At 42.7% G+C, this 20,040-nt stretch carries 21 protein-coding genes; 16 read left to right on the forward strand and 5 right to left on the reverse strand.

Annotation, left to right across the window (positions count from 1 at the left end):
• Positions 1 to 10: 10 nt before the first annotated feature.
• Positions 11 to 487: a Cys-tRNA(Pro) deacylase gene (ybaK, locus tag JNO66_RS09080; RefSeq protein WP_203087931.1), complete on the reverse strand. Its 477-nt coding sequence runs from the start codon at positions 485 to 487 to the stop codon at positions 11 to 13.
• 355 nt (positions 488 to 842) lie between these two features.
• The gene (locus tag JNO66_RS09085; RefSeq protein WP_203087932.1) at positions 843 to 1,016 is read right to left on the reverse strand and encodes a CsbD family protein; all 174 of its coding nucleotides are present in this window, start codon (positions 1,014 to 1,016) and stop codon (positions 843 to 845) included.
• A 140-nt stretch (positions 1,017 to 1,156) separates the two neighbouring features.
• On the opposite strand from JNO66_RS09085, the gene JNO66_RS09090 reads away from it, so the two are divergent.
• Genes JNO66_RS09090 through JNO66_RS09100 form a run of 3 tightly spaced genes read left to right on the forward strand, consistent with a single transcriptional unit; the run spans position 1,157 to position 3,794 of the window.
• Complete coding sequence (locus JNO66_RS09090) at positions 1,157 to 1,600, forward strand: YwiB family protein (protein WP_203087933.1); 444 nt, start codon at positions 1,157 to 1,159, stop codon at positions 1,598 to 1,600.
• Between the two features lie 30 nt (positions 1,601 to 1,630).
• Positions 1,631 to 3,301 (forward strand): arginine--tRNA ligase, encoded by a 1,671-nt coding sequence (gene argS, locus JNO66_RS09095; RefSeq protein ID WP_203087934.1) that lies wholly within the window; start codon positions 1,631 to 1,633, stop codon positions 3,299 to 3,301.
• A gap of 7 nt (positions 3,302 to 3,308) precedes the next feature.
• Positions 3,309 to 3,794: a DUF456 domain-containing protein gene (locus tag JNO66_RS09100; RefSeq protein ID WP_203087935.1), complete on the forward strand. Its 486-nt coding sequence runs from the start codon at positions 3,309 to 3,311 to the stop codon at positions 3,792 to 3,794.
• Here JNO66_RS09100 and cls read toward each other — a convergent pair.
• Entirely contained in the window at positions 3,791 to 4,987 is a 1,197-nt protein-coding gene (gene cls / locus JNO66_RS09105; protein ID WP_203087936.1) for a cardiolipin synthase, read from the reverse strand. The genes JNO66_RS09100 and cls overlap by 4 nt on opposite strands.
• A 131-nt stretch (positions 4,988 to 5,118) precedes the next feature.
• Between cls and JNO66_RS09110 the strand changes: the two genes are divergently transcribed.
• The 4 genes from JNO66_RS09110 (at position 5,119) to JNO66_RS09125 (ending at position 9,619) form a co-directional block, all read left to right on the forward strand.
• Positions 5,119 to 5,730 (forward strand): TetR/AcrR family transcriptional regulator, encoded by a 612-nt coding sequence (locus JNO66_RS09110; protein ID WP_203087937.1) that lies wholly within the window; start codon positions 5,119 to 5,121, stop codon positions 5,728 to 5,730.
• Positions 5,731 to 5,845: 115 nt separating this feature from the next.
• Positions 5,846 to 6,391, forward strand: coding sequence for a DNA-directed RNA polymerase subunit delta (gene rpoE, locus JNO66_RS09115; RefSeq protein ID WP_308807436.1), 546 nt, complete (start codon positions 5,846 to 5,848; stop codon positions 6,389 to 6,391).
• Positions 6,392 to 6,610: 219 nt separating this feature from the next.
• Positions 6,611 to 8,206 carry a CTP synthase gene (locus tag JNO66_RS09120; protein WP_203087939.1) on the forward strand — a complete coding sequence of 532 codons (1,596 nt, stop codon included), beginning with the start codon at positions 6,611 to 6,613 and terminating at the stop codon, positions 8,204 to 8,206.
• Positions 8,207 to 8,647: 441 nt separating this feature from the next.
• Positions 8,648 to 9,619, forward strand: coding sequence for a nuclease-related domain-containing protein (locus tag JNO66_RS09125; protein WP_273753234.1), 972 nt, complete (start codon positions 8,648 to 8,650; stop codon positions 9,617 to 9,619).
• Here JNO66_RS09125 and JNO66_RS09130 read toward each other — a convergent pair.
• Positions 9,575 to 10,099: a DUF2529 family protein gene (locus JNO66_RS09130; protein WP_203087941.1), complete on the reverse strand. Its 525-nt coding sequence runs from the start codon at positions 10,097 to 10,099 to the stop codon at positions 9,575 to 9,577. The genes JNO66_RS09125 and JNO66_RS09130 overlap by 45 nt on opposite strands.
• A gap of 185 nt (positions 10,100 to 10,284) precedes the next feature.
• Here JNO66_RS09130 and JNO66_RS09135 point away from each other — a divergent pair, with 185 nt between their 5' ends.
• From JNO66_RS09135 to JNO66_RS09170, 8 genes are all read left to right on the forward strand, one after another.
• Positions 10,285 to 10,638 carry a response regulator gene (locus tag JNO66_RS09135; RefSeq protein WP_203087942.1) on the forward strand — a complete coding sequence of 118 codons (354 nt, stop codon included), beginning with the start codon at positions 10,285 to 10,287 and terminating at the stop codon, positions 10,636 to 10,638.
• Between the two features lie 278 nt (positions 10,639 to 10,916).
• Positions 10,917 to 11,780 (forward strand): class II fructose-1,6-bisphosphate aldolase, encoded by an 864-nt coding sequence (gene fba / locus JNO66_RS09140; protein ID WP_203087943.1) that lies wholly within the window; start codon positions 10,917 to 10,919, stop codon positions 11,778 to 11,780.
• Positions 11,781 to 11,874: 94 nt separating this feature from the next.
• Complete coding sequence (fsa, locus tag JNO66_RS09145) at positions 11,875 to 12,519, forward strand: fructose-6-phosphate aldolase (protein ID WP_203087944.1); 645 nt, start codon at positions 11,875 to 11,877, stop codon at positions 12,517 to 12,519.
• Positions 12,520 to 12,663: 144 nt separating this feature from the next.
• Complete coding sequence (locus JNO66_RS09150; protein ID WP_203087945.1) at positions 12,664 to 13,947, forward strand: UDP-N-acetylglucosamine 1-carboxyvinyltransferase; 1,284 nt, start codon at positions 12,664 to 12,666, stop codon at positions 13,945 to 13,947.
• A 34-nt stretch (positions 13,948 to 13,981) separates the two neighbouring features.
• Positions 13,982 to 14,947, forward strand: coding sequence for a class II fructose-bisphosphatase (glpX, locus tag JNO66_RS09155; RefSeq protein WP_203087946.1), 966 nt, complete (start codon positions 13,982 to 13,984; stop codon positions 14,945 to 14,947).
• Between the two features lie 353 nt (positions 14,948 to 15,300).
• Positions 15,301 to 16,587 (forward strand): transcription termination factor Rho, encoded by a 1,287-nt coding sequence (rho, locus tag JNO66_RS09160; protein ID WP_203087947.1) that lies wholly within the window; start codon positions 15,301 to 15,303, stop codon positions 16,585 to 16,587.
• Positions 16,588 to 16,688: 101 nt separating this feature from the next.
• Positions 16,689 to 16,931: a type B 50S ribosomal protein L31 gene (locus JNO66_RS09165; protein WP_143850620.1), complete on the forward strand. Its 243-nt coding sequence runs from the start codon at positions 16,689 to 16,691 to the stop codon at positions 16,929 to 16,931.
• Positions 16,932 to 17,063: 132 nt separating this feature from the next.
• Positions 17,064 to 17,690 (forward strand): thymidine kinase, encoded by a 627-nt coding sequence (locus JNO66_RS09170; RefSeq protein ID WP_203087948.1) that lies wholly within the window; start codon positions 17,064 to 17,066, stop codon positions 17,688 to 17,690.
• A gap of 36 nt (positions 17,691 to 17,726) precedes the next feature.
• Here JNO66_RS09170 and JNO66_RS09175 read toward each other — a convergent pair whose 3' ends face one another.
• A complete protein-coding gene (locus tag JNO66_RS09175) occupies positions 17,727 to 19,043 on the reverse strand; it encodes an FAD-dependent oxidoreductase (protein WP_203087949.1) in 1,317 nt (438 codons plus the stop codon).
• Between the two features lie 148 nt (positions 19,044 to 19,191).
• Between JNO66_RS09175 and glcT the strand changes: the two genes are divergently transcribed.
• Positions 19,192 to 20,022: a glucose PTS transporter transcription antiterminator GlcT gene (glcT, locus tag JNO66_RS09180; RefSeq protein ID WP_203087950.1), complete on the forward strand. Its 831-nt coding sequence runs from the start codon at positions 19,192 to 19,194 to the stop codon at positions 20,020 to 20,022.
• Positions 20,023 to 20,040 lie beyond the last annotated feature (18 nt).

Consider the following 20,040-nt stretch of genomic DNA (forward strand, 5'->3'; position numbering starts at 1 on the left):
CATGGCTTTTTTATTTGGCGAGAGGAGCAATGGTTGCGTGTGTAATTGAAATCAGAGATTCAACTGGGAGTTTGAGCTGAACGCCGATTTTCCCGCCACTAATGATGATGTCACTGAGAGTGGTCGCACTTTCATCTATGATGGTTGGCAGTGTCCGCTTCATCCCAATGGGAGAGCACCCGCCACGAATGTAGCCGGTGACGCTCTGAATGTCCTTTACTGGAATCATTGTGAGCTGCTTCTCATTCACAGCCTTCGCTGCATTTTTTAGGTGCAGCTCGTCAGCTACCTTTACAAGCAACACGTAATACTGCTTGCTCGATCCTTGTATGACCAGTGTTTTGTAGACGTGATCAGGATTTTGATTCGTTTTGTGGGCAACTGAGACCCCGTCAATTTTTCCATCAGACGTTTCATATTGAAGGATGGAATAAGGGATGTTCTGTTGATCTAAAAGCCTGCTCGCATTGGTTTTTACCTTTTTCATCTGAATGCACCTTCTTTTATGGTCTGTAGATTCATGATGCAAGAGGGGAGAGGGATTGTCAAAGGTAGGGGGGAGTGTGAGGGCAGATAGAAACGATAGAGCTCGTATTAGAGCGATGGACCCTAAGATTGGAGTGATAGAGCTCGGATTGGAGCGATAGACCCTAAGATTGGAGTGATAGAGCTCGGATTGGAGCGATAGGCTCTAAGATTGGAGTGATAGAGCTCGGATTGGAGCGATAGGCCCTAGAATCGAAGCGATAGAGCTAAGATCCGAGTGATAGACCAGGCCCTCTAAACGCCCCCCACGCACAAAAAAACCGACGCATCCGCATCGGTTTTTCCTCAAAATCTATTTATTCAGCGTCTTTCGCTTTCCCAACGCCTTCTTGAACATTCCCTTTTACTTTATCTTTTTTCCCTTTTGCTTGTAGGGATTGGTTGTTTGTAGCATTTCCAGCTTGATCCTTCACTTCACCTTTTGCTTTGTTGACTGCGCCTTTGATTTTGTCTCCAGTTCCGTTACTCATGAGAAATGCCTCCTTTAATTTTAGCTTACATGGGGTGTATTCACTTTTTTTCTAATTGTTAAACCTTTTCATGTATAATAGGTATCTTGCATGTGCCCGGCAAACTCGCTAAACTTGGAAGAGAGAAAGGTGTGCGTCACATGAATAAACCGATAAAACGACGATTGCGTTTAACGTTTCAAACCAATATAGAGCTTCAAGGCGAGCTGGACTCGTATGAATTCACAACTGATGGTGAGCTATATCATAAGGGGACACAGGATTATTTGAGGTTTACGGAGAAGTTTGGTGTGGATGAGAGTGTCCAGACCACAATGAAGTGGGACGGGGAAGAATTAACCTTGATCCGTCAAGGGGATGTCTTAATGCGACAGACCTTTGTTTCGAATAAAGAAACGTTTGGCAGGTATGTTACTTCTGAGGTCTCCTGGGAAACAAAAGCGGAGACAGAGGTTGTGCTTGTCCAATGGCCGACCTTTCAAAAACCGAGAGGACGCATTTACATTCGCTATCGTTTCTGGATTGCAGGTCAGGAGACTGGCAGTCATGAGATTCGGCTAAAATTAGAAGAAGCAGACGACTAAATTACATTTTGATTAGAGGAGTACAAGCAGATGAACAGCGTTGAACAAATTAAGCAACTGTTAAAGGAAGAACTCAAAACAGCGATCGTAGAATCGGGACTTTGTGAGGCACAGGACGTTCCTGATATTTTACTTGAAACACCTAAGGAAAAGTCACATGGGGACTATGCAACAAACATCGCGATGCAGCTTGCTCGTGTGGCCAAAAAGGCTCCTAAGCAAATTGCCGAGCAAATTACAGAGCGCCTAAACAAGGAAAAGGCATCTGTGTCAGAAATCAATATTGCCGGTCCAGGATTTATCAACTTCTACATGGATAACTCGTTTTTACGTGATGTCATTAAAGACGTACTGTCTAAGCCTGATACATACGGCGAATGTGACGCTGGTAAAGGTGAAAAGATTCTAGTTGAATACGTATCTGCCAATCCAACAGGTACTCTGCACCTTGGGCACGCGCGCGGGGCAGCTGTTGGTGATGCCATGTGCAAAATTATGGATAAGGCAGGCTACCAAATGGGTCGCGAGTACTACATTAATGATGCCGGTAATCAAATCAACAACCTTGCTTATTCTGTGGAGGCTCGCTACAAGCAAGCACTTGGAATGGACGCCGAGATGCCTGAGGACGGCTACCACGGCAAGGACATTATTGAAATGGGCCAGGAGCTTGCGACGGCTGAGGGAGACGCGTATCTGAAGCTTGCAGATGAAGAGCGTTTAAAAGCATTCCGCACATATGGCTTAAACAAAGCACTTGAAAAGATTAAGATTGACCTGGCTGATTATCGTGTGGAGTTCGACACATGGTTCTCTGAGATGTCTCTGTATGAATCTGGCGTGATTGATCGGACTCTTGATGTTCTTCGTAAGCAGGATGAAATTTACGAAGAAGACGGGGCAACTTGGCTTCGTACAACAAAGTATGGGGATGACAAAGACCGCGTTCTTATTAAGAAGGATGGTAGCTACACGTATCTCCTTCCTGACATCGCGTATCATGAAGATAAGTTTAACCGTGGCTACGACCGATTAATCGACATGATGGGTGCAGATCACCACGGATACATTGCGAGAATGAAAGCAGCGGTTGAAGCACTTGGCTACAATCGTGAGAAGCTTGATATTCAAATTACGCAAATGGTGAGTCTTGTTCAAGGCGGAGAAAAAGTGAAGATGAGTAAGCGTACAGGGAAAGCCGTGACGCTTCGTGAGTTGATGGAGGAAGTGGGCCTTGATGCGACTCGTTATTTCTTCGCGATGAGAAGCTTGGATACACAGCTTGAGTTCGATATGGATCTAGCTGTATCGAAATCAAATGAAAATCCTGTATTCTACGCACAGTATGCTCATGCACGTGTTTGTAGCATGCTTCGTCAAGGGGAAGAGCTAGGGTTAAGCTATAACCTGGATACAGATCTTTCGCCAATTGATTCTGAAAAAGAATATGAGCTTCTAAAAGCAATAGGAGATTTCCCAGCTGTTGTAGCGGATGCTGCTGCCAAGCGTACACCGCATAAGGTTGCTAACTACGTACATGATTTAGCTTCTGCTCTGCATAGCTTCTACAATGCAGAACGAGTGCTAGATGCAGACGCTCCTGAAAAAAGTAAGGCCCGTCTTGCATTGATGAAATCTACACAAATTACGCTACAAAGTGCACTCGCTCTTCTAGGTGTGAGCGCACCAGAGAAAATGTAAGAACCCAATGGATATTGTTTGGTGGATACTCATTGTTGCCTGCTTTATTCTCGGATATGTAGGCTTGATCTTTCCGATCGTCCCATCTGTTCTTGTTCTTTGGGTTGGTTTTCTCATTTACCAATTTGGAGTTTCTGGAGGTTCGCTCAGCTGGGTTTTCTGGACGATTGCAGCAATTCTGACCATTGTTTTATTTGTGGCTGATTTACTGGCCAGCAGGTATTTTGTTAAAAAGTACGGAGGCTCAAAATGGGGAGAATGGGCAGGGATTATTGGAGTGATTGTCGGTGCCTTTGTTATCCCTCCATTTGGAGTCATTCTTGTACCATTTGCCCTTGTTCTGATCGTTGAGCTGATTGTTTTCCGTAACATGAACAATGCCCTAAAAATAGCCTTTGCCTCGTTCCTCGCTTTCTTAAGCGGAACACTGGCAAAGGCCTTTATCCAAACTGTTCTCATCGTATGGTTTTTGCTTGATGTGTTTGTGTTCTAAAGTAATCCTGAAACCATACCAGCAAGCTGTTCCTTGGCTTTGCTGTAGAGGCCACGCTGCTTTAAAGACTGAGTGGTGAGTTTCTCAGAAATCTCTATATCGCGGAGCATACGTGTTACGACAACACTTACAGTTGCTTCGTTTTCAAGCAAGCAAGTCATTTCGCTATTTAAATGAAAGCTGCGTTTATCTAAATTTGCCGTACTAATCCATCCAAAGCTCTGGTCAATGACCAGGGCTTTTGCGTGGTAGAAGCCTTGATCATAATGATAAACCGAGACACCCGACTCAATCAGACGCTGGATATATCCCATTGATCCTTCCTTAACAAGTGGGTGATCAGACTTTTGCGGGAGAAGAAGGCTGATTTCAATTCCGTTTTGAGAAGCCTGAATCAATGCTTCTTGAACCGTTTCTCCTGGCACATAATACGGGGAGCCAAGTAGAATGGAGTGCTTTGCTTCCTTAAGTCTCTCTAAAAGTAGAGATTCAAGACCCGTACCATTTGTCGTAAAGAAGCGAACGGGGTGCGGTCCCTTTTCCAGCACAGGATAGTCACTTTTTTTCTGCTGATTATTAATCCCTGCAAGCGCTAGATCAGCAAAAAATTGATCCTGCAGATCCTGTACCCCATCTCCTTCAAAGCGCATATGAAAGTCACGCCAGAAACCAAACCTTGGATTTCGACCGAGGTATTCGTCTCCTACATTAAAACCGCCTAGATATCCGATCTTCCCGTCAATAACAGTGATTTTTCTATGGTTTCTATGGTTTAAGGAGAAAAAGAATGTAGGAAATCTAGGAGTGTGACTTTTTGCAAAAACGATTCCTGCTTCCTGTAATCGTTTAATCGTTTTTCGGGAAAGCTTACTACCGACCCAATCGACAAGTAGCTTAATATCAATTCCTTCGTTGGCCTTTTTCTCTAAGAGCTCGATTAATCGCGTTCCGATATGATCTTCTTTAAAAATATAAAAAATCATATGGACGTGATGGCGACTTGCTTCAATATCAGCAAAAAGCTTCTCAAAAAAATCCTCGCCCGTTGCAAGAAGGAAGGTACTTGTGTGGCGTTCGTCTTGAATCTCTGGCTGATGCTGCTTGCGTAATCTTGCTAATCCGACGAGAAAGTCAATTCGAAGGTAAACAATGACAGCAATAAGCAGTATAGCAATCGTAAGTGCAATCTTCATGAGGTTCTCCTTGCATACGTTTTTCTTTACTATGTCCAAATGAACTAGAAATCATGAATAACGCTTTTTGAATTCAGGAGAAGTCTCATGGTAGAATATAGGCAAATAGGTGAGAGGGAGACTGTTGCCTGATGGAAAAGAAAAACGTCCCAAGTCTAGTGAAGGATCAACAACTCATACATAAACGTCGCGAGCAAATAATTAAAGGAGCTGTGCGACTATTTATTGAAAAAGGCTTCCACCGGACCACAACGAGGGAAATTGCAAAAGAATCAGGATTTAGTATTGGTACACTCTATGAATATATTGGGAAGAAGGAAGATGTGCTTTATCTTGTCTGTGACGCAATTTACGATGAAGTAACCGAGCGCTTGAAAAAGCAATTGCACACAACAGGTCCAGCATTACAAAGGTTAAAAGAAGCGATTCGTGCATACTTCCTGGTCATTGACTCCATGCAGGAAGAAGTACTTGTTATGTACCAGGAAACCAAATCACTACCAAAAGAAACACTTCCATATGTGCTTAAGAAAGAAACGGAAATGGTAGAGATGATGGAGGAAATTTTGGCTGACTGCAAAAAAGAGAACGTTTTGAATCTATCAGATAAAGAAATGAAGCTCGTTACACATAATATTTTAGTTGCAGGCCAAATGTGGACCTTCCGTAGATGGGCTTTGAGAAGGCATTTTACCTTGGAAGAGTACATTGATATGCAAATTAAACAGCTCATTTCAACATGATTACGGATGGAACAAAGGAAGCTCTAGCATATTTTATGAAAATATGTTTATAATGAAAAAGATGATCTTAAAATGTGATAGATGATTTGGATCTTATAGATAACGGTGAAAGGGCGTGCCCGGTTTGAACATAAACACACTAACGGCTGATGAAATATCAGAACTATCAATGATAGAAATTACCTTTGCTTTAATGCAAGAAAAAAAGCAACCAATCGAATACTATGCTCTAGTTGATGAAATTGCGAAAATTAAAGGATTAAGCAAAGCTGAAGTGAAAGAGCGTATCTCTTTTCTTTACACAGATCTAAACACGGACGGTCGCTTCATTACACTTGGAGAAAACCGTTGGGGCCTAAAAGCATGGTACCCAATTGATCAAATCGAAGAGCCAGTTCCAGCAGCAGCGCCGAAAAAGAAAAAGAAAAAATCATTTGATGATGAAGATGATTTAGATCTAGTTGATGATAGCGAATTAGATGACTCTGAAGAGGATGAGTTTGAAGATCTTGAGGACGAATTAGATGAGATCTCTAACGAAGAAGACTCTGAAGACGATTTTGAGGAAAAAGACCTGGATGGCTTCGAAGAGGACGACGATGAAGAACTTGACGAAGAAGACGATGAAGAGTCGTTTGATGAAGAAGAGGAAGATCGTTAAGACAAAGGGTTGACTTATCCACAATTTCTATGTAGAATCATGCTTGGGCTTAAGAAATAGTATAATGAACTGACATAGATGATTGAGAAACAAAAGCGTGTGCCCCCCTGTATATAGGGAGTCCGCCGCTTTTGTTTTTTTTGTTTTATATCTGGCTTCCAAGGAATCATAAGAGAAGATGCAGCCAACATGGCAGGCAATAAAAAGGAGAGATCAGGCATGGCAACAAAGTATATTTTCGTTACAGGCGGCGTCGTATCATCACTTGGAAAAGGAATCACAGCAGCCTCATTAGGTAGACTCCTGAAGAACAGAGGACTAAGCGTAACGATTCAAAAGTTTGACCCATACATTAACGTAGACCCTGGAACCATGAGTCCATATCAGCACGGTGAAGTATTCGTTACAGATGATGGTGCTGAAACGGACCTGGATCTTGGTCACTACGAGCGTTTTATTGATATCAACCTAAGTCAAAACAGTAACGTAACAACAGGAAAAATCTACTCAACCGTTCTGAAAAAAGAGCGTCGTGGAGATTACCTTGGTGGAACAGTTCAAGTCATTCCGCATATTACAAACGAAATCAAAGAACGTGTTTTCCGCGCAGCAAGAGAAACGAGTGCAGACGTAGTCATCACTGAAATTGGTGGAACCGTTGGGGATATCGAGAGCTTACCGTTCCTTGAAGCGATCCGCCAAATCAAGAGTGATGTAGGTCATGAGAATGTGATGTATGTTCACTGTACATTGATTCCTTACCTTGCAGCAGCAGGTGAAATGAAATCAAAACCAACACAACACAGCGTGAAAGAGCTTCGTTCTCTAGGCATTCAGCCAAACGTCATTGTTGTTCGTACAGAGCGTCCAGTACCACAAGATATGAAAGAGAAAATCGCTTTGTTCTGTGACATCCGTAAAGAAGCAGTCATTGAAGCAGAAGACGCAGACGTGTTATATCAAGTAACACTTGCCCTTCAAAAACAAAAACTAGATGACATCGTATGTGATCATTTAAAACTAGAAACAAAACAAGCAGATATGACCGAGTGGGAAGAGCTAGTTGATCGCGTTCGTAATCTGAAGAAAACCGTTCGTATCGGTCTAGTTGGAAAATATGTATCCCTTCCAGATGCATACCTTTCAGTCGCAGAAGCGTTGCGTCACGCAGGCTATGCTTATGACGCGGATATCAAAATTGAATGGATTAATGCAGAAGAAATCACGGATGAAAACGTAGCGGATCGCCTACAAGAAGTAGACGGTGTGTTAGTACCAGGTGGATTTGGTGATCGTGGAATTGAAGGCAAAATCACCGCTATCCGTTATGCACGTGAAAACAAAGTTCCGTTCCTCGGCATTTGCCTAGGCATGCAGCTTGCATCCGTTGAATACGCACGTAACGTGTTAGGCCTTGAAGGAGCCAACTCAGCTGAGTTAAACCCAGACACACCATATCCAATCATTGACCTTTTACCAGAACAAAAGGACGTAGAAGACCTAGGAGGAACCCTTCGCCTTGGACTTTATGCGTGTAAGCTACAAGACGGATCTGTGGCACGCGATGCATACGGCGAACAAGTCGTGTACGAACGCCACCGTCACCGCTATGAATTCAACAACGAATACCGCGCACAAATGGAAGCAGAAGGCTTCATCTTCTCAGGGACAAGCCCAGACGGCCGCCTTGTAGAAATCATCGAGCTAGCTGACCACCCATACTTTGTCGCATCTCAGTTCCACCCAGAATTCGTCTCAAGACCAACGCGCCCGCAGCCGTTGTTCAGAGAATTTATCAAAGCATCCGTGAAATAATGAAGGAAGAGCGCAGGGTGGATCTGCGCTCTTTTTTTTGTTGGGGAGGGGTGGCTGAGTGAAAGTGCGCGGGAATGAAGGTGAAGTGCGCGAGTTGGAGTGGAAGTGCGCGGGAATGAGGATGAGGTGCGCGAGCAGAGGTGAAAGTGCGCGGGAATGAAGAGTAGGTGCGCGAGTGAGGGTGGAAGTGCGCGGGAATGAAGAGAGGGTGCGCGAGTGAGGATGGAAGTGCGCGGGAATGGAGGTGAGGTGCGCGAGCTGAGTGAAAAGTGCGCGGAGATGAAGGTGAGGTGCGAGCAAATAATCAATCAAACAGATCAAGCCATCATATTTAAAAAGCTGCAACGCGCAGTTGCAGCTTTAATAATAAATTTTAGTTTTCATGCAGGATTTCTATAAACGTTAACCGAAATTTAGGTATGATACTTACTCTAAACAGAGGTGATAGCAATTATCGTTAAAAGTAGGGAGAACCCTGTAAGGTTAGAGAAATTACGAGCTCTCCATAAGAGAATCCCCAACAACCATCCTACCTATAAAAGAATTAGACAAGATTTACATCTGCGAGAAATTGGGTTTCAAGGAGAACAGTCTTTGGACTATTTCCTTCAATTCATCCCTAATGAAGTTATTGTAATGCACGATCTCCGACTCAAAGGCATTCAACAAACTTTCTTTCAGCTAGATACCATCCTATTAAACAAAAATTTTATAGTCATCGTTGAGGTAAAGCACTACTCAGGACATATTTATTTTGATGAGGGCTCAAAGCAAATCTTACGAAAAGTAAATGATGTAACTGAGGGATTACCTAATCTGTTATCGCAAATCCATAGACAAAAATTGCAACTCAATCAATTTCTCCTCGAAAAAAATTATCCTCTAGTACCGATTATTGCTCTAGCTGTGTTCTCTAATCCTTCTGCCATCATTGAAACCAAAGGTCTACCAACTGCTCAAAGAAGTGCTATTATCCGTTCTGAATTTTTACCTGAAAAATTAGAGAGCCTTCAAGCAAACTACTCTCAAGTGAGATTCTCCGAAAAACAGCTTCATTCTCTCGTTTCTTCACTCAGCGAATCGCATGCCCCAGAGCAATTGAATATTCTAAAGGAATATCAACTTTCGATATCTGATCTAAAAATGGGGGTGGAGTGTCCTAAGTGCAATCAAATTAACATGGTTCGAAACATTAAGTTTGGGTACTGGAGCTGTTTGAACTGCTCATTTTCCTCTAAAGATGCTCATATAGTTACACTCCACGATCTTTCGAGTTTGGTAAACCATCCACTTACTAATAAGTTAGCTCGCCAAATTCTTCAGATCTCTTCAAGGCACGTGGTATACAGATTACTCAAACACTACCCTTCACCCAACCTCAGCCAAAATCTCCCGCACGGTCAGCGCCAGTAAAAAGTAAGCATGCAAGCCGAGTAAGGAGGCGGGATACCCCACGCGTGTGCCGTCTTCATCTGGGACCAGACCTTGATGCAGATTTAAATCAAGTGTTAGATCACTGTATGAGACTAGAGAAGCTTCGTCATTCTCTGTTATGGTAGTAATAGAGAGAAAAGGAATTCCGCGTCTGGCTAGTTTACGGGCAAGCTGCACGGCTTCTTCGTCGTGTGAGAAACGAGTTGTGAGCACAACACGATCACGCTCTGTTACAGAGTCGAGGCCGTATTCGTCTAGAGAGTGAACGTTAGGTAGCGCTTCGTGTCCGTGTACGGCTTCTGCTTCAATGGCTTTCATTTCACCGAATGCGGCAATGTAGACATGATCGTCCGATGCGAGAGCCTGGCATAAGAGTCGTGCGGCGTCTTCAATGTCTTCTTCTTTATGTAAAAGAGCTTTTGTGGCTCCTGTGACTTGAGTGGTAAATATACGAAGCATATGGATTCTCCTTTGAATCGATTTTTTCTGTGTTGCTATTGTAACAAAGTTCCCAAACCTGCGCTTGTATAAACAATTTTCGATTTATTTTAACAAAATGCAAACAAAAGCAGGATTCCTTATCGAGAACACCGAAAATAGTTCTTTATCTCTAAACAATGACTAGCGCATAAGGAGGTTGAAAATTGAAAAAATTACTGGTGGTAGACGACCAATATGGCATACGTGTGCTTCTTAACGAAATTTTGCAGAAAGATGGTTATGCCGTTTATCAAGCAGCAAACGGCGTCCAGGCACTAAGTATTGTTAAAGAAGAGAACCCGGAACTCATTCTACTTGATATGAAGATTCCTGGCATGGATGGCTTGGAGATTCTCCGAAGAATCAAAGTGACGCATCCTGATATAAAAGTAATTATGATGACCGCATATGGTGAATTAAATTTAATTAACGAAGCGATCGAGCTAGGAGCGGTTAGTTACTTTTCAAAACCGTTTGATATTGATGATGTTAGACAAGTCATTCGGGAGCATTTGTAAAATTGAAGGGCTTTCACGCGGTAACTTTCTAAAAAATCATAGAAACTAAGGCGTAAAAAACGTGTTTTTGACTCATAATATGCTATAATGGATTCGATCAAAAGAACACAAAATGTAACCAAGACGTGATTGGTTCAACTATTTCTACATAGTGGACAAGCTCTGTGGATTCATCATGCAAATGAGGTATCTGCACCTTCACGTATGCAGTAGCAAGTGGTTAATTTTGACGCTCTGATGTAAGAAAATCTGCAATATATAGTAGGAGGATCATCATTATGCCTTTAGTTTCAATGACAGACATGCTGAACAAAGCAAAATCAGAAGGTTATGCTGTTGGACAGTTTAACGTAAACAACCTTGAGTTTACTCAAGCGATTCTTCAAGCAGCCAAAGAAGAAAACTCTCCAGTTATTCTTGGTGTTTCTGAAGGTGCTGCTCGTTACATGGGTGGATTCAAAACCATCGTTAAATTGGTTGAGTCTCTTATGGAAGAGTATGAAGTAGAAGTTCCTGTAGCCATTCACCTTGACCACGGTTCAAGTCTTGAAAGCTGCGCGCGCGCAATCCGTGCTGGATTCACTTCTGTTATGATTGATGGATCTCACCATCCACTAGAAGAAAACATTGAGCTAACTAAACGTGTTGTTCAAATGGCTCACGCAGTAGGAGTTTCTGTAGAAGCTGAGCTTGGCCGTATTGGCGGACAAGAAGACGATCTAATCGTTGACGATGCTGAAGCAGCTTACGCAATTCCTGAAGAATGTAAAGAGCTTGTAGAAGCAACAGGCGTTGATTGCTTTGCTCCTGCACTAGGTTCTGTTCATGGTCCTTACAAAGGTGAACCAAACCTTGGTTTTGATCACATGAAAACAATTGATGGTCTTGTAGGTATTCCACTTGTTCTTCACGGTGGTACTGGAATTCCAACAAACGATATTAAAAAAGCGATTGAGTTTGGTCATGCCAAAATCAATGTAAATACAGAAAGCCAAATCTCATCAGCGAAAGCAGTTCGTGAAACACTTGCTGCTAAGCCGGACGAGTATGATCCACGTAAATATCTTGGACCTGCTAGAGATGCTATCAAAGCAACAGTTGCTGGCAAAATGCAAGAATTTGGTTCTTCAAACAAGGCATAATCATGCACAATGATAAAAGCAGTTCTTTTGGAACTGCTTTTGTCGATTTTTCAAACAATCAAGTTAAACTACTTTAGAAAGCGATGTGTTCTTAATGAAATTCTTCATCGATACAGCAAATATTGACGAGATTCGTGAAGCAAAAGAGTTAGGCATTCTTTCAGGAGTTACAACAAACCCTTCACTTGTTGCTAAAGAAGGCGTAGATTTCCACGATCGCCTGCGTGAAATTACAGATCTTGTTTCAGAATCTGTAAGTGCTGAAGTGATTGCACTGGACGCTGAAACAATGATTAGTGAAGGAAAAGAGCTTGCTGCGATTGCTCCAAACATCACAGTTAAAGTTCCAATGACTCCAGATGGTCTTAAAGCTGTTCATGCTTTTTCTGAGCTAGGAATTAAAACAAATGTAACGCTTGTTTTCTCGGCAGTACAAGCTTTGCTTGCAGCACGTGCAGGAGCAACATATGTATCTCCATTCCTTGGTAGACTTGATGATATTGGCCATGACGGACTTGACCTTATTGATCAAATTGCAGCGATTTTTGAGACGCACAAGCTACCGACAGAAATCATTGCAGCATCTGTTCGTCATCCGGTTCACGTAACGGAGGCAGCAATTAGAGGTGCTCATATTGCAACAATCCCGCTTAATGTTATTAAACAACTGACTAAACACCCACTAACTGATCAAGGGATTGAAAAATTCCTTGCTGACTGGGATAATCGCAATAAATAATTCATGACAGATGGCGGACCACTGAGCTTAGGGCGAATTTGGTCCGTCCTTCTGCCCAGTTTATGTCATGGTCAGCTTTTATAATAAGGATGAAACTGGCTATACTGGTTAGAAGGACGGAACGAGGAAAGAAGGGATGCGATCATGGATAAATTAATGATTGAAGGCGGTTACCCTTTAGAAGGAACCGTACAAATTGGCGGAGCAAAAAATAGTGCAGTGGCTCTAATTCCAGCAGCGATACTAGCTGACAGCCCTGTGACAATTGATAACTTACCAAATATTTCAGATGTAGAGTTGCTCTCAGAGCTTTTAAAGGAAATTGGTGGAAGCGTCGAGCTAAGTGACCACGAGATGACCATTCATCCAGAAGAGATGTTTTCGATGCCACTTCCTAATGGACGAGTAAAACAATTACGTGCGTCCTATTATTTAATGGGAGCAATGCTCGGAAAATTTAAGAAGGCAGTCATTGGACTACCTGGTGGCTGTAACTTAGGCCCACGTCCAATTGATCAACATATAAAAGGGTTTGAAGCACTTGGCGCCAAAGTAACCAATGAACAAGGTGCCATTTATTTGCGTGCGGATGAACTCAAAGGTGCCAGAATTTACCTTGATGTCGTCAGTGTTGGGGCAACCATTAATATCATGTTAGCTGCTGTTCTAGCTAAAGGGCAGACAGTGATTGAAAATGCAGCCAAAGAACCAGAAATCATTGACGTTGCTACGCTGCTTACAAATATGGGGGCGAAAATCAAGGGAGCTGGAACCAATGTCATTCGTATAGATGGTGTTGAATCGCTGCATGGATGTCGTCATACCATTATTCCTGACCGAATTGAAGCGGGAACCTATATGATTCTTGCTGCAGCAATTGGTCAAAAAGTGGTTGTTGATAATATCATTCCGTATCACGTAGAGTCGTTGATTGCGAAACTACGAGAAATGGGAGTTAATGTTGAAGAGCGAGATGACCAGGTTCTAATTGAAAATCATAAAGAAAAAACGGGAGTGGATATTAAAACACTTGTCTACCCAGGATTTCCGACTGATTTGCAACAACCTTTCACAACCTTGCTTACACAAGCTAAAGGAACCAGTATTGTAACCGACACTATTTACAATGCACGCTTTAAACATATCGATGAAATTCGTCGAATGGGAGCGGATGTAAAGGTAGAAGGCCGGTCCGCCATTATTAATGGGGCAACTGAACTTCAAGGAGCTAAAGTAAGAGCAAGCGACTTGAGAGCCGGGGCTGCGTTATTAATCGCAGGTTTGATGGCTAATGGTGTAACAGAACTTTCAGGTCTAGAACACGTGGACCGCGGATATGAGAATCTAGAAGAAAAACTTGTAGGGTTAGGTGCTCGAATCTGGCGTGAAGAAATGTCAGAAGAAGAACGTGAGCAAGTGAAAAGCTAATAGATGATGTACGCATTTGGGGAGGAGTCTGGTTATGGAGAGAAGTTTGTCAATGGAGCTAGTGCGTGTGACGGAGGCTGCAGCCCTTGCGTCAGGACGTTGGATGGGAAGAGGTAATAAAGAAGAAGCGGATCGTGCGGCAACAGAAGCAATGCGCGATGTGTTTGATACCATCCCAATGAAAGGTACGGTTGTGATCGGTGAAGGGGAAATGGATGAAGCCCCAATGCTTTACATAGGTGAAAAGCTTGGGAACGGCTATGGTCCGCGCGTGGACGTTGCAGTTGATCCATTAGAAGGAACCAATATCGTTGCGTATGGTCAGTGGAATGCACTCGCCGTGTTAGCAGTGGCTGACAATGGCCAGCTATTAAACGCACCAGATATGTATATGGAAAAGATTGCGGTAGGTCCAGAGTCTGTTGGTCTTGTTGACATCGATGCACCTGTTATTGACAATCTTCGAGCTGTAGCAAAAGCGAAAAACAAGGACATTGAAGATCTTGTGGTCACAATCTTGAATCGTGAGCGACATACAAAGATGATCCAAGAAATTCGCGAGGCAGGCGCCAGAATCAAACTTCTTTCTGACGGTGATGTTGCCGCAGCAATTAATACGGCTTTTGGTGATACAGGTGTGGATATCATGCTTGGATCAGGTGGTGCGCCGGAGGGAGTTATTGCAGCAGCAGGGTTGAAATGCCTTGGTGGTGAACTACAAGGTCGCTTGCTTCCGCAAAATGACGCTGAAATTGAACGCTGCCATAAGATGGGAATCACAGACATCGATAAAGTCTTTATGATGGATGATCTAGTGGGTGGAGATGATTGTATTTTCGCTGCGACCGGCGTAACCGATGGCGAACTTCTAAAAGGCGTTCGCTATAAAGGGAAAAATGCCGATACCCAATCGATTGTTATGCGTGCTAAATCTGGAACAATTCGTTTTGTTGAAGGAACACATAGTATGAAGAAAAAACCAGACCTCGTTATTCGATAGACGAGTTTGATACTAGAACCAGCAGAGTTTCTGTTGGTTCTTTTTATTTGCTCTCTCCTATTTTTTTGTTGGGTATTGAATATTTAGTATGTTTTGGGGTATTATAAAAGAATATACTCGCTACCATACATGAACCGCGAATGGATTTCTCCACGAATTCTCCTATATAGATTAATGGATGACGTATACAAACTCCCAAATTGACTAGAACGTTAAAAACATTTCCAACTTTACGTACAAGCTTTCTTTAAGTAAGTAGTTTTATGGTCTATTTTGTTATGAGTTTTTAAGAAATACATTCAAATAAGCGCTTTCAAAGAATAAACGAAAAATACTAGAAACGTGGTGTAAGAATGAGTGTCCACATTGCCGAGCTTGAAAAATTAAAATTAAAGGAACTCTATGAACTTGCGAAGGAGTTTAAAGTTTCCTATTATAGTAAACTCACAAAAAGAGAATTAATCTTTTCCATTTTAAAAGGCCAGGCTGAAAAGGATGGTCTTATGTTTATGGAAGGTGTGTTAGATATTGTTCCAAACGAAGGATTTGGTTTCCTTCGACCAATTGCGTACAAGCCAAGTGTAGAAGATATCTATATTTCTGCTTCACAAATTCGTCGCTTTGATTTACGTAAAGGGGATAAGGTATCTGGGAAAGTTCGTCCACCTAAAGAAAATGAGCGATTCCACGGGTTACTTCATGTTGAAGCAGTTAACGGGAAAGCACCAGAAACATCTAAGGACCGTCCGTATTTCCCGGCTTTAACACCATTATACCCTGAAGTGAAAATTGAACTTGAGTCCAAACCGGGTCGAGTGTCTTCTCGTATCATCGATATTATTTCTCCAATTGGCTTCGGTCAACGTGGATTGATCGTTGCTCCTCCTAAAGCAGGGAAAACGTCCTTAATGAAGGAAGTAGCCAATAGCATAGCGGATAATCATCCTGATGTTGAACTGATGGTTCTACTCATTGATGAGCGTCCAGAGGAAGTAACGGATATTGAGCGTTCTGTAAAAGGTGAAGTGATTAGTTCTACCTTTGATGAGGTGCCTGAAAATCATATTAAGGTAGCTGAACTTGTCCTTGAGCGTGCGATGCGACTCGTTGAACACAAAAAAGATGTTGTGATCCTAATGGATAGTATTACACGTCTTGCGCGTGCGTATAACCTGCATATCCCGCCAAGTGGACGTACACTTTCAGGGGGGATTGACCCTGCTGCATTCCATCGTCCGAAACGATTCTTTGGGGCAGCACGTAATATTGAAGAGGGTGGCAGCTTAACCATTCTAGCAACGGCTCTTATTGAAACGGGCTCTCGTATGGATGATGTCATCTACGAGGAATTTAAAGGGACAGGAAACATGGAGCTTCATCTAGATCGTAAGCTATCTGAACGTCGGATCTTCCCGTCGATTGATATTCGTCGCTCTGGTACACGTAAAGAAGAGTTACTGATTGATAAATCGCAGCTAGATAAGCTTTGGACAATCCGTAAGACAATGAACGATTCAGCAGAGTATGTAGATCAGTTCATTAAACGCGTGAAGAGCACAAAAACAAATGATGAGTTCTTTGAATCTCTTGATCAAGACATGAAGGGTGTACGCAAACGCCCAGTCAGCTCAAAATCATAAGAAAAACGATATTGCATTTGTCTGTCGAAATTGATATAATTCTTGCGTGTGCGAACTAACTCTGTTTCGAAGAGATTCAGGGCAAAAGGAGATGAAAGATTATGAAACAGGATATCCATCCTAATTACCAAAAGGTTGTCTTTTTAGACACAAGCACTGGCTTCAAATTTTTGAGTGGTTCTACTAAAGGATCTGCTGAAACAATCGAATGGGAAGATGGTAACACATACCCACTTCTTAAAGTTGAGATCAGCTCTGATTCACACCCGTTCTACACTGGTAAGCAGAAGCTTAATGATGTTGGCGGACGTGTTGACCGTTTCAAAAAGAAATACAACCTATAAGAAATATAGCAGGCAGACATACTTGCCTGCTTTTTTTCTGTCTATACATAGCTTATAACTTTAGGCGAACCCTATACATAGTCGGTAAAGTACGATATCGTATGGGGAAAGAACAAAGTAAGGTGGGTTCAAATGAACAGTCATAACCAGGAAGGTCGAATCGAAGTGATTTGCGGTGGGATGTTTTCGGGCAAATCAGAAGAGTTGATCCGTCGTGTTCGTCGTGTCGGATTCGGAAAATTAAAAGCTCAAGTTTTTAAGCCATTACTTGATAATCGATATAGTGTCGAAGAAGTGGTTTCACATAACGGAAATAAAGTATGGGCCGAACCTGTTGCAACGGCAATGGATCTGCTTCAATCAGTGGATGAAGATACAGTGGTTGTTGCAATTGATGAGGTTCAATTTTTTGATGCGGCCATTATTGACACCGCAAGTGAACTAGCTGATCGTGGGATTCGTGTGATCTGTGCAGGCCTTGATCTCGACTTCCGAGGTGAACCATTTGGACCAACGATGCAATTAATGGCTTTGGCTGAACAAGTCACTAAGCTTCAGGCAGTTTGCGCAAGCTGTGCAGCATCAGCGAGTAGAACCCAACGATTAATTAACGGAGAACCAGCTTCTTACAACGATCCAATCATCTTAGTTGGAGCGTCGGAGTCCTATGAGCCTAGATGCCGACACTGTCATCAAGTACCAGACGAGCCGGCTCAGTTTTTTAATACAGACGAAGAAACTACGCCTACTCATTTATAGAGAGAAAAACCTGGCAGCGTGCCAGGTTTTTTTGGATTACCGTCTCCGTGCCGTTTGTTGAATTGGATCCCAGACACTGTTGTACGGCGGGGCGTAGGAAAGATCCAAGTTCTCGATTTGTTCCATCGTCACCGAGTAATAAAGGGCGGTCGCTAGCACATCCACTCGCTTATCGACGCCAGTTTTGCCGATAAATTGACCACCTAGAACCTGTTCCGTATCACGGTGATAGACGAGTAAACTATGGATTCGCTCTGCATTCGGATGATAAGCAGCACTTGTTGAGGTTTCTGTTTCAGAAATCACACATGGAAACTTCAGCTCCTGCGCTTCCCTTGAAGAAAGACCTGTTCGTGCTAAGGTTAAATCAAAAAACTGCATAATTGCTGTACCGACGACTCCCTGGAACGGACGTGCATGACCAATCATGTTAAGACCTGCAAGCCGACCTTGTTTGTTGGCATGTGTACCTAGTGGAAGAAAGTCATCAATTTGCTTTAATCTATGATATTGAGTAGCGCAATCTCCAGCTGCGTAAATGCACGATACACTTGATTCCAGATAAGAATTTACCTTGATCGCTCCCTTGGGCGAGAGATGGATACCTGTTCCATCTAGGAAATCAGTGTTGGGTGTGACGCCAACAGCTACAATAACAAGATCTGTATTAATGGTCTGCTCAGACGTCTGTACGGTTTGGACATTTCCATCTGTATCCCCAGAGAATCCTGTAACAGTTGCTCCTAATACGAGCTCAACTCCATGCTTAGTAGCCTCATCCTGGATAAGAGAGGACATACTTTTCTCAAAATCAGCACCTAGTCGCTCAGAACGATTAATGATCGTTACCTTTTTACCGAGCAACGCTAAGTTCTCGGCAACCTCAAGGCCGATATACCCGCCTCCAACAATGGTTACATGCTTCACTTCATCACCAAGGTTATTCATAATTCCGAGTGCATCAGGGATGGTTTTTAATGTGTGGATCCGTCCAAGATCCATTCCGTCCCAATCTGGTACGATGGGTCTCGCGCCTGTTGCGATCAGTAGCTTGTCGTAGGGAACCTCAAATCCATCACCACATACCGTTTTTTGCTTTGGATCAACCCCTGTAACTCTGTGGTTCACTCGCGCATCAATTCCGTGTTTTTCGCGAAATGTCTCCACATCACGTGCCACTAGATGGTCCGCTTCTTCAACGACTCCACTTAATAGATAGGGCAATCCACACTGCGCGTATGAATAATAGGTGCCACTCTCTAACACAGTAACCTCTGCGTCCTCATCATTACGTACAATCTGCATCGCCGCGCTCATTCCAGCTGCATCTCCGCCGATAATTACATACTTCATCCGCTCACCTCCACCATCATTATAATCTATCTGAAAGGATTCCCTAACGCCAGGTTGATCAAACAAGGAAAACAACAGGATTGACGAACGGTGTCTCGTTTCGTATGATGAGAACAGTCTTTTTAGGATTAGAGGGGGCTTTTGCGTCATGCTCATTGTCAAGAAAGTACTAAATAATAATGTGTTGGTTGCGAGCCACCCTGACTATGATGAAGTCGTCCTCATCGGAAAAGGCTTAGGCTTCGGGAAATCTTCAGGAGATGAAGTCGGCAGAGAACAAGCGGAGAAGTTCTTTGTGTTAAAAGAAGAATCTGAGCAAAAACAATATCAGCAATTAATGCACTATATAGATGAAGGCTTTTTAGCGTTGATGAACGATGTCATTGAATTGATTGAAGAAAAGCTTACCACAAGGCTCTTTGAGCATATTCACGTTGCTTTAACCGATCACTTATTCTATGCAATCAAGCGAATTAAACAAGGACAAGCGATTGTGAATCCATTTTTAAAAGAAACAGAGCTAGCTTATCCAAAGGAATTTAAAGTGGCAACAGACATTCGTGAATTTGTATACGAAAAACTGGACGTGCTCCTGCCGGATAGTGAGATTGGATTCATAGCTCTACACATTCATAGTGGGATCACAAATCGTAGCCTGCAAGATGTAAACGCACATACTCGTTTGATTTCTCAGCTCGTTGATATCATTGAGCAGCGACTTCAAATAAAAGTCGATCGCACGGAAATCAACTACTTGCGACTTGTTCGTCATCTTCATTTTGCGATTGAACGAATTGAAGATGAAAAATATCTTGATCCGATGGAAGCGCTTAAGGAAGTCTTGCAAAAAGAATATCCAGTGTGCTATAATCTGTCATGGAATCTCATAAAAGTCATGCAACAATCTCTCAAGAAACAAATTCCTGAGGGAGAAGCGGTGTACTTGACGCTTCACTTGCAACGTCTAACTCAAAATTAATACTTACCGTTTTCTTAA

The sequence above is a fragment of the Alkalicoccobacillus gibsonii genome (genome assembly GCF_016798245.1).
In the GTDB taxonomy this organism is placed as follows: domain Bacteria; phylum Bacillota; class Bacilli; order Bacillales; family Bacillaceae_D; genus Alkalicoccobacillus; species Alkalicoccobacillus gibsonii.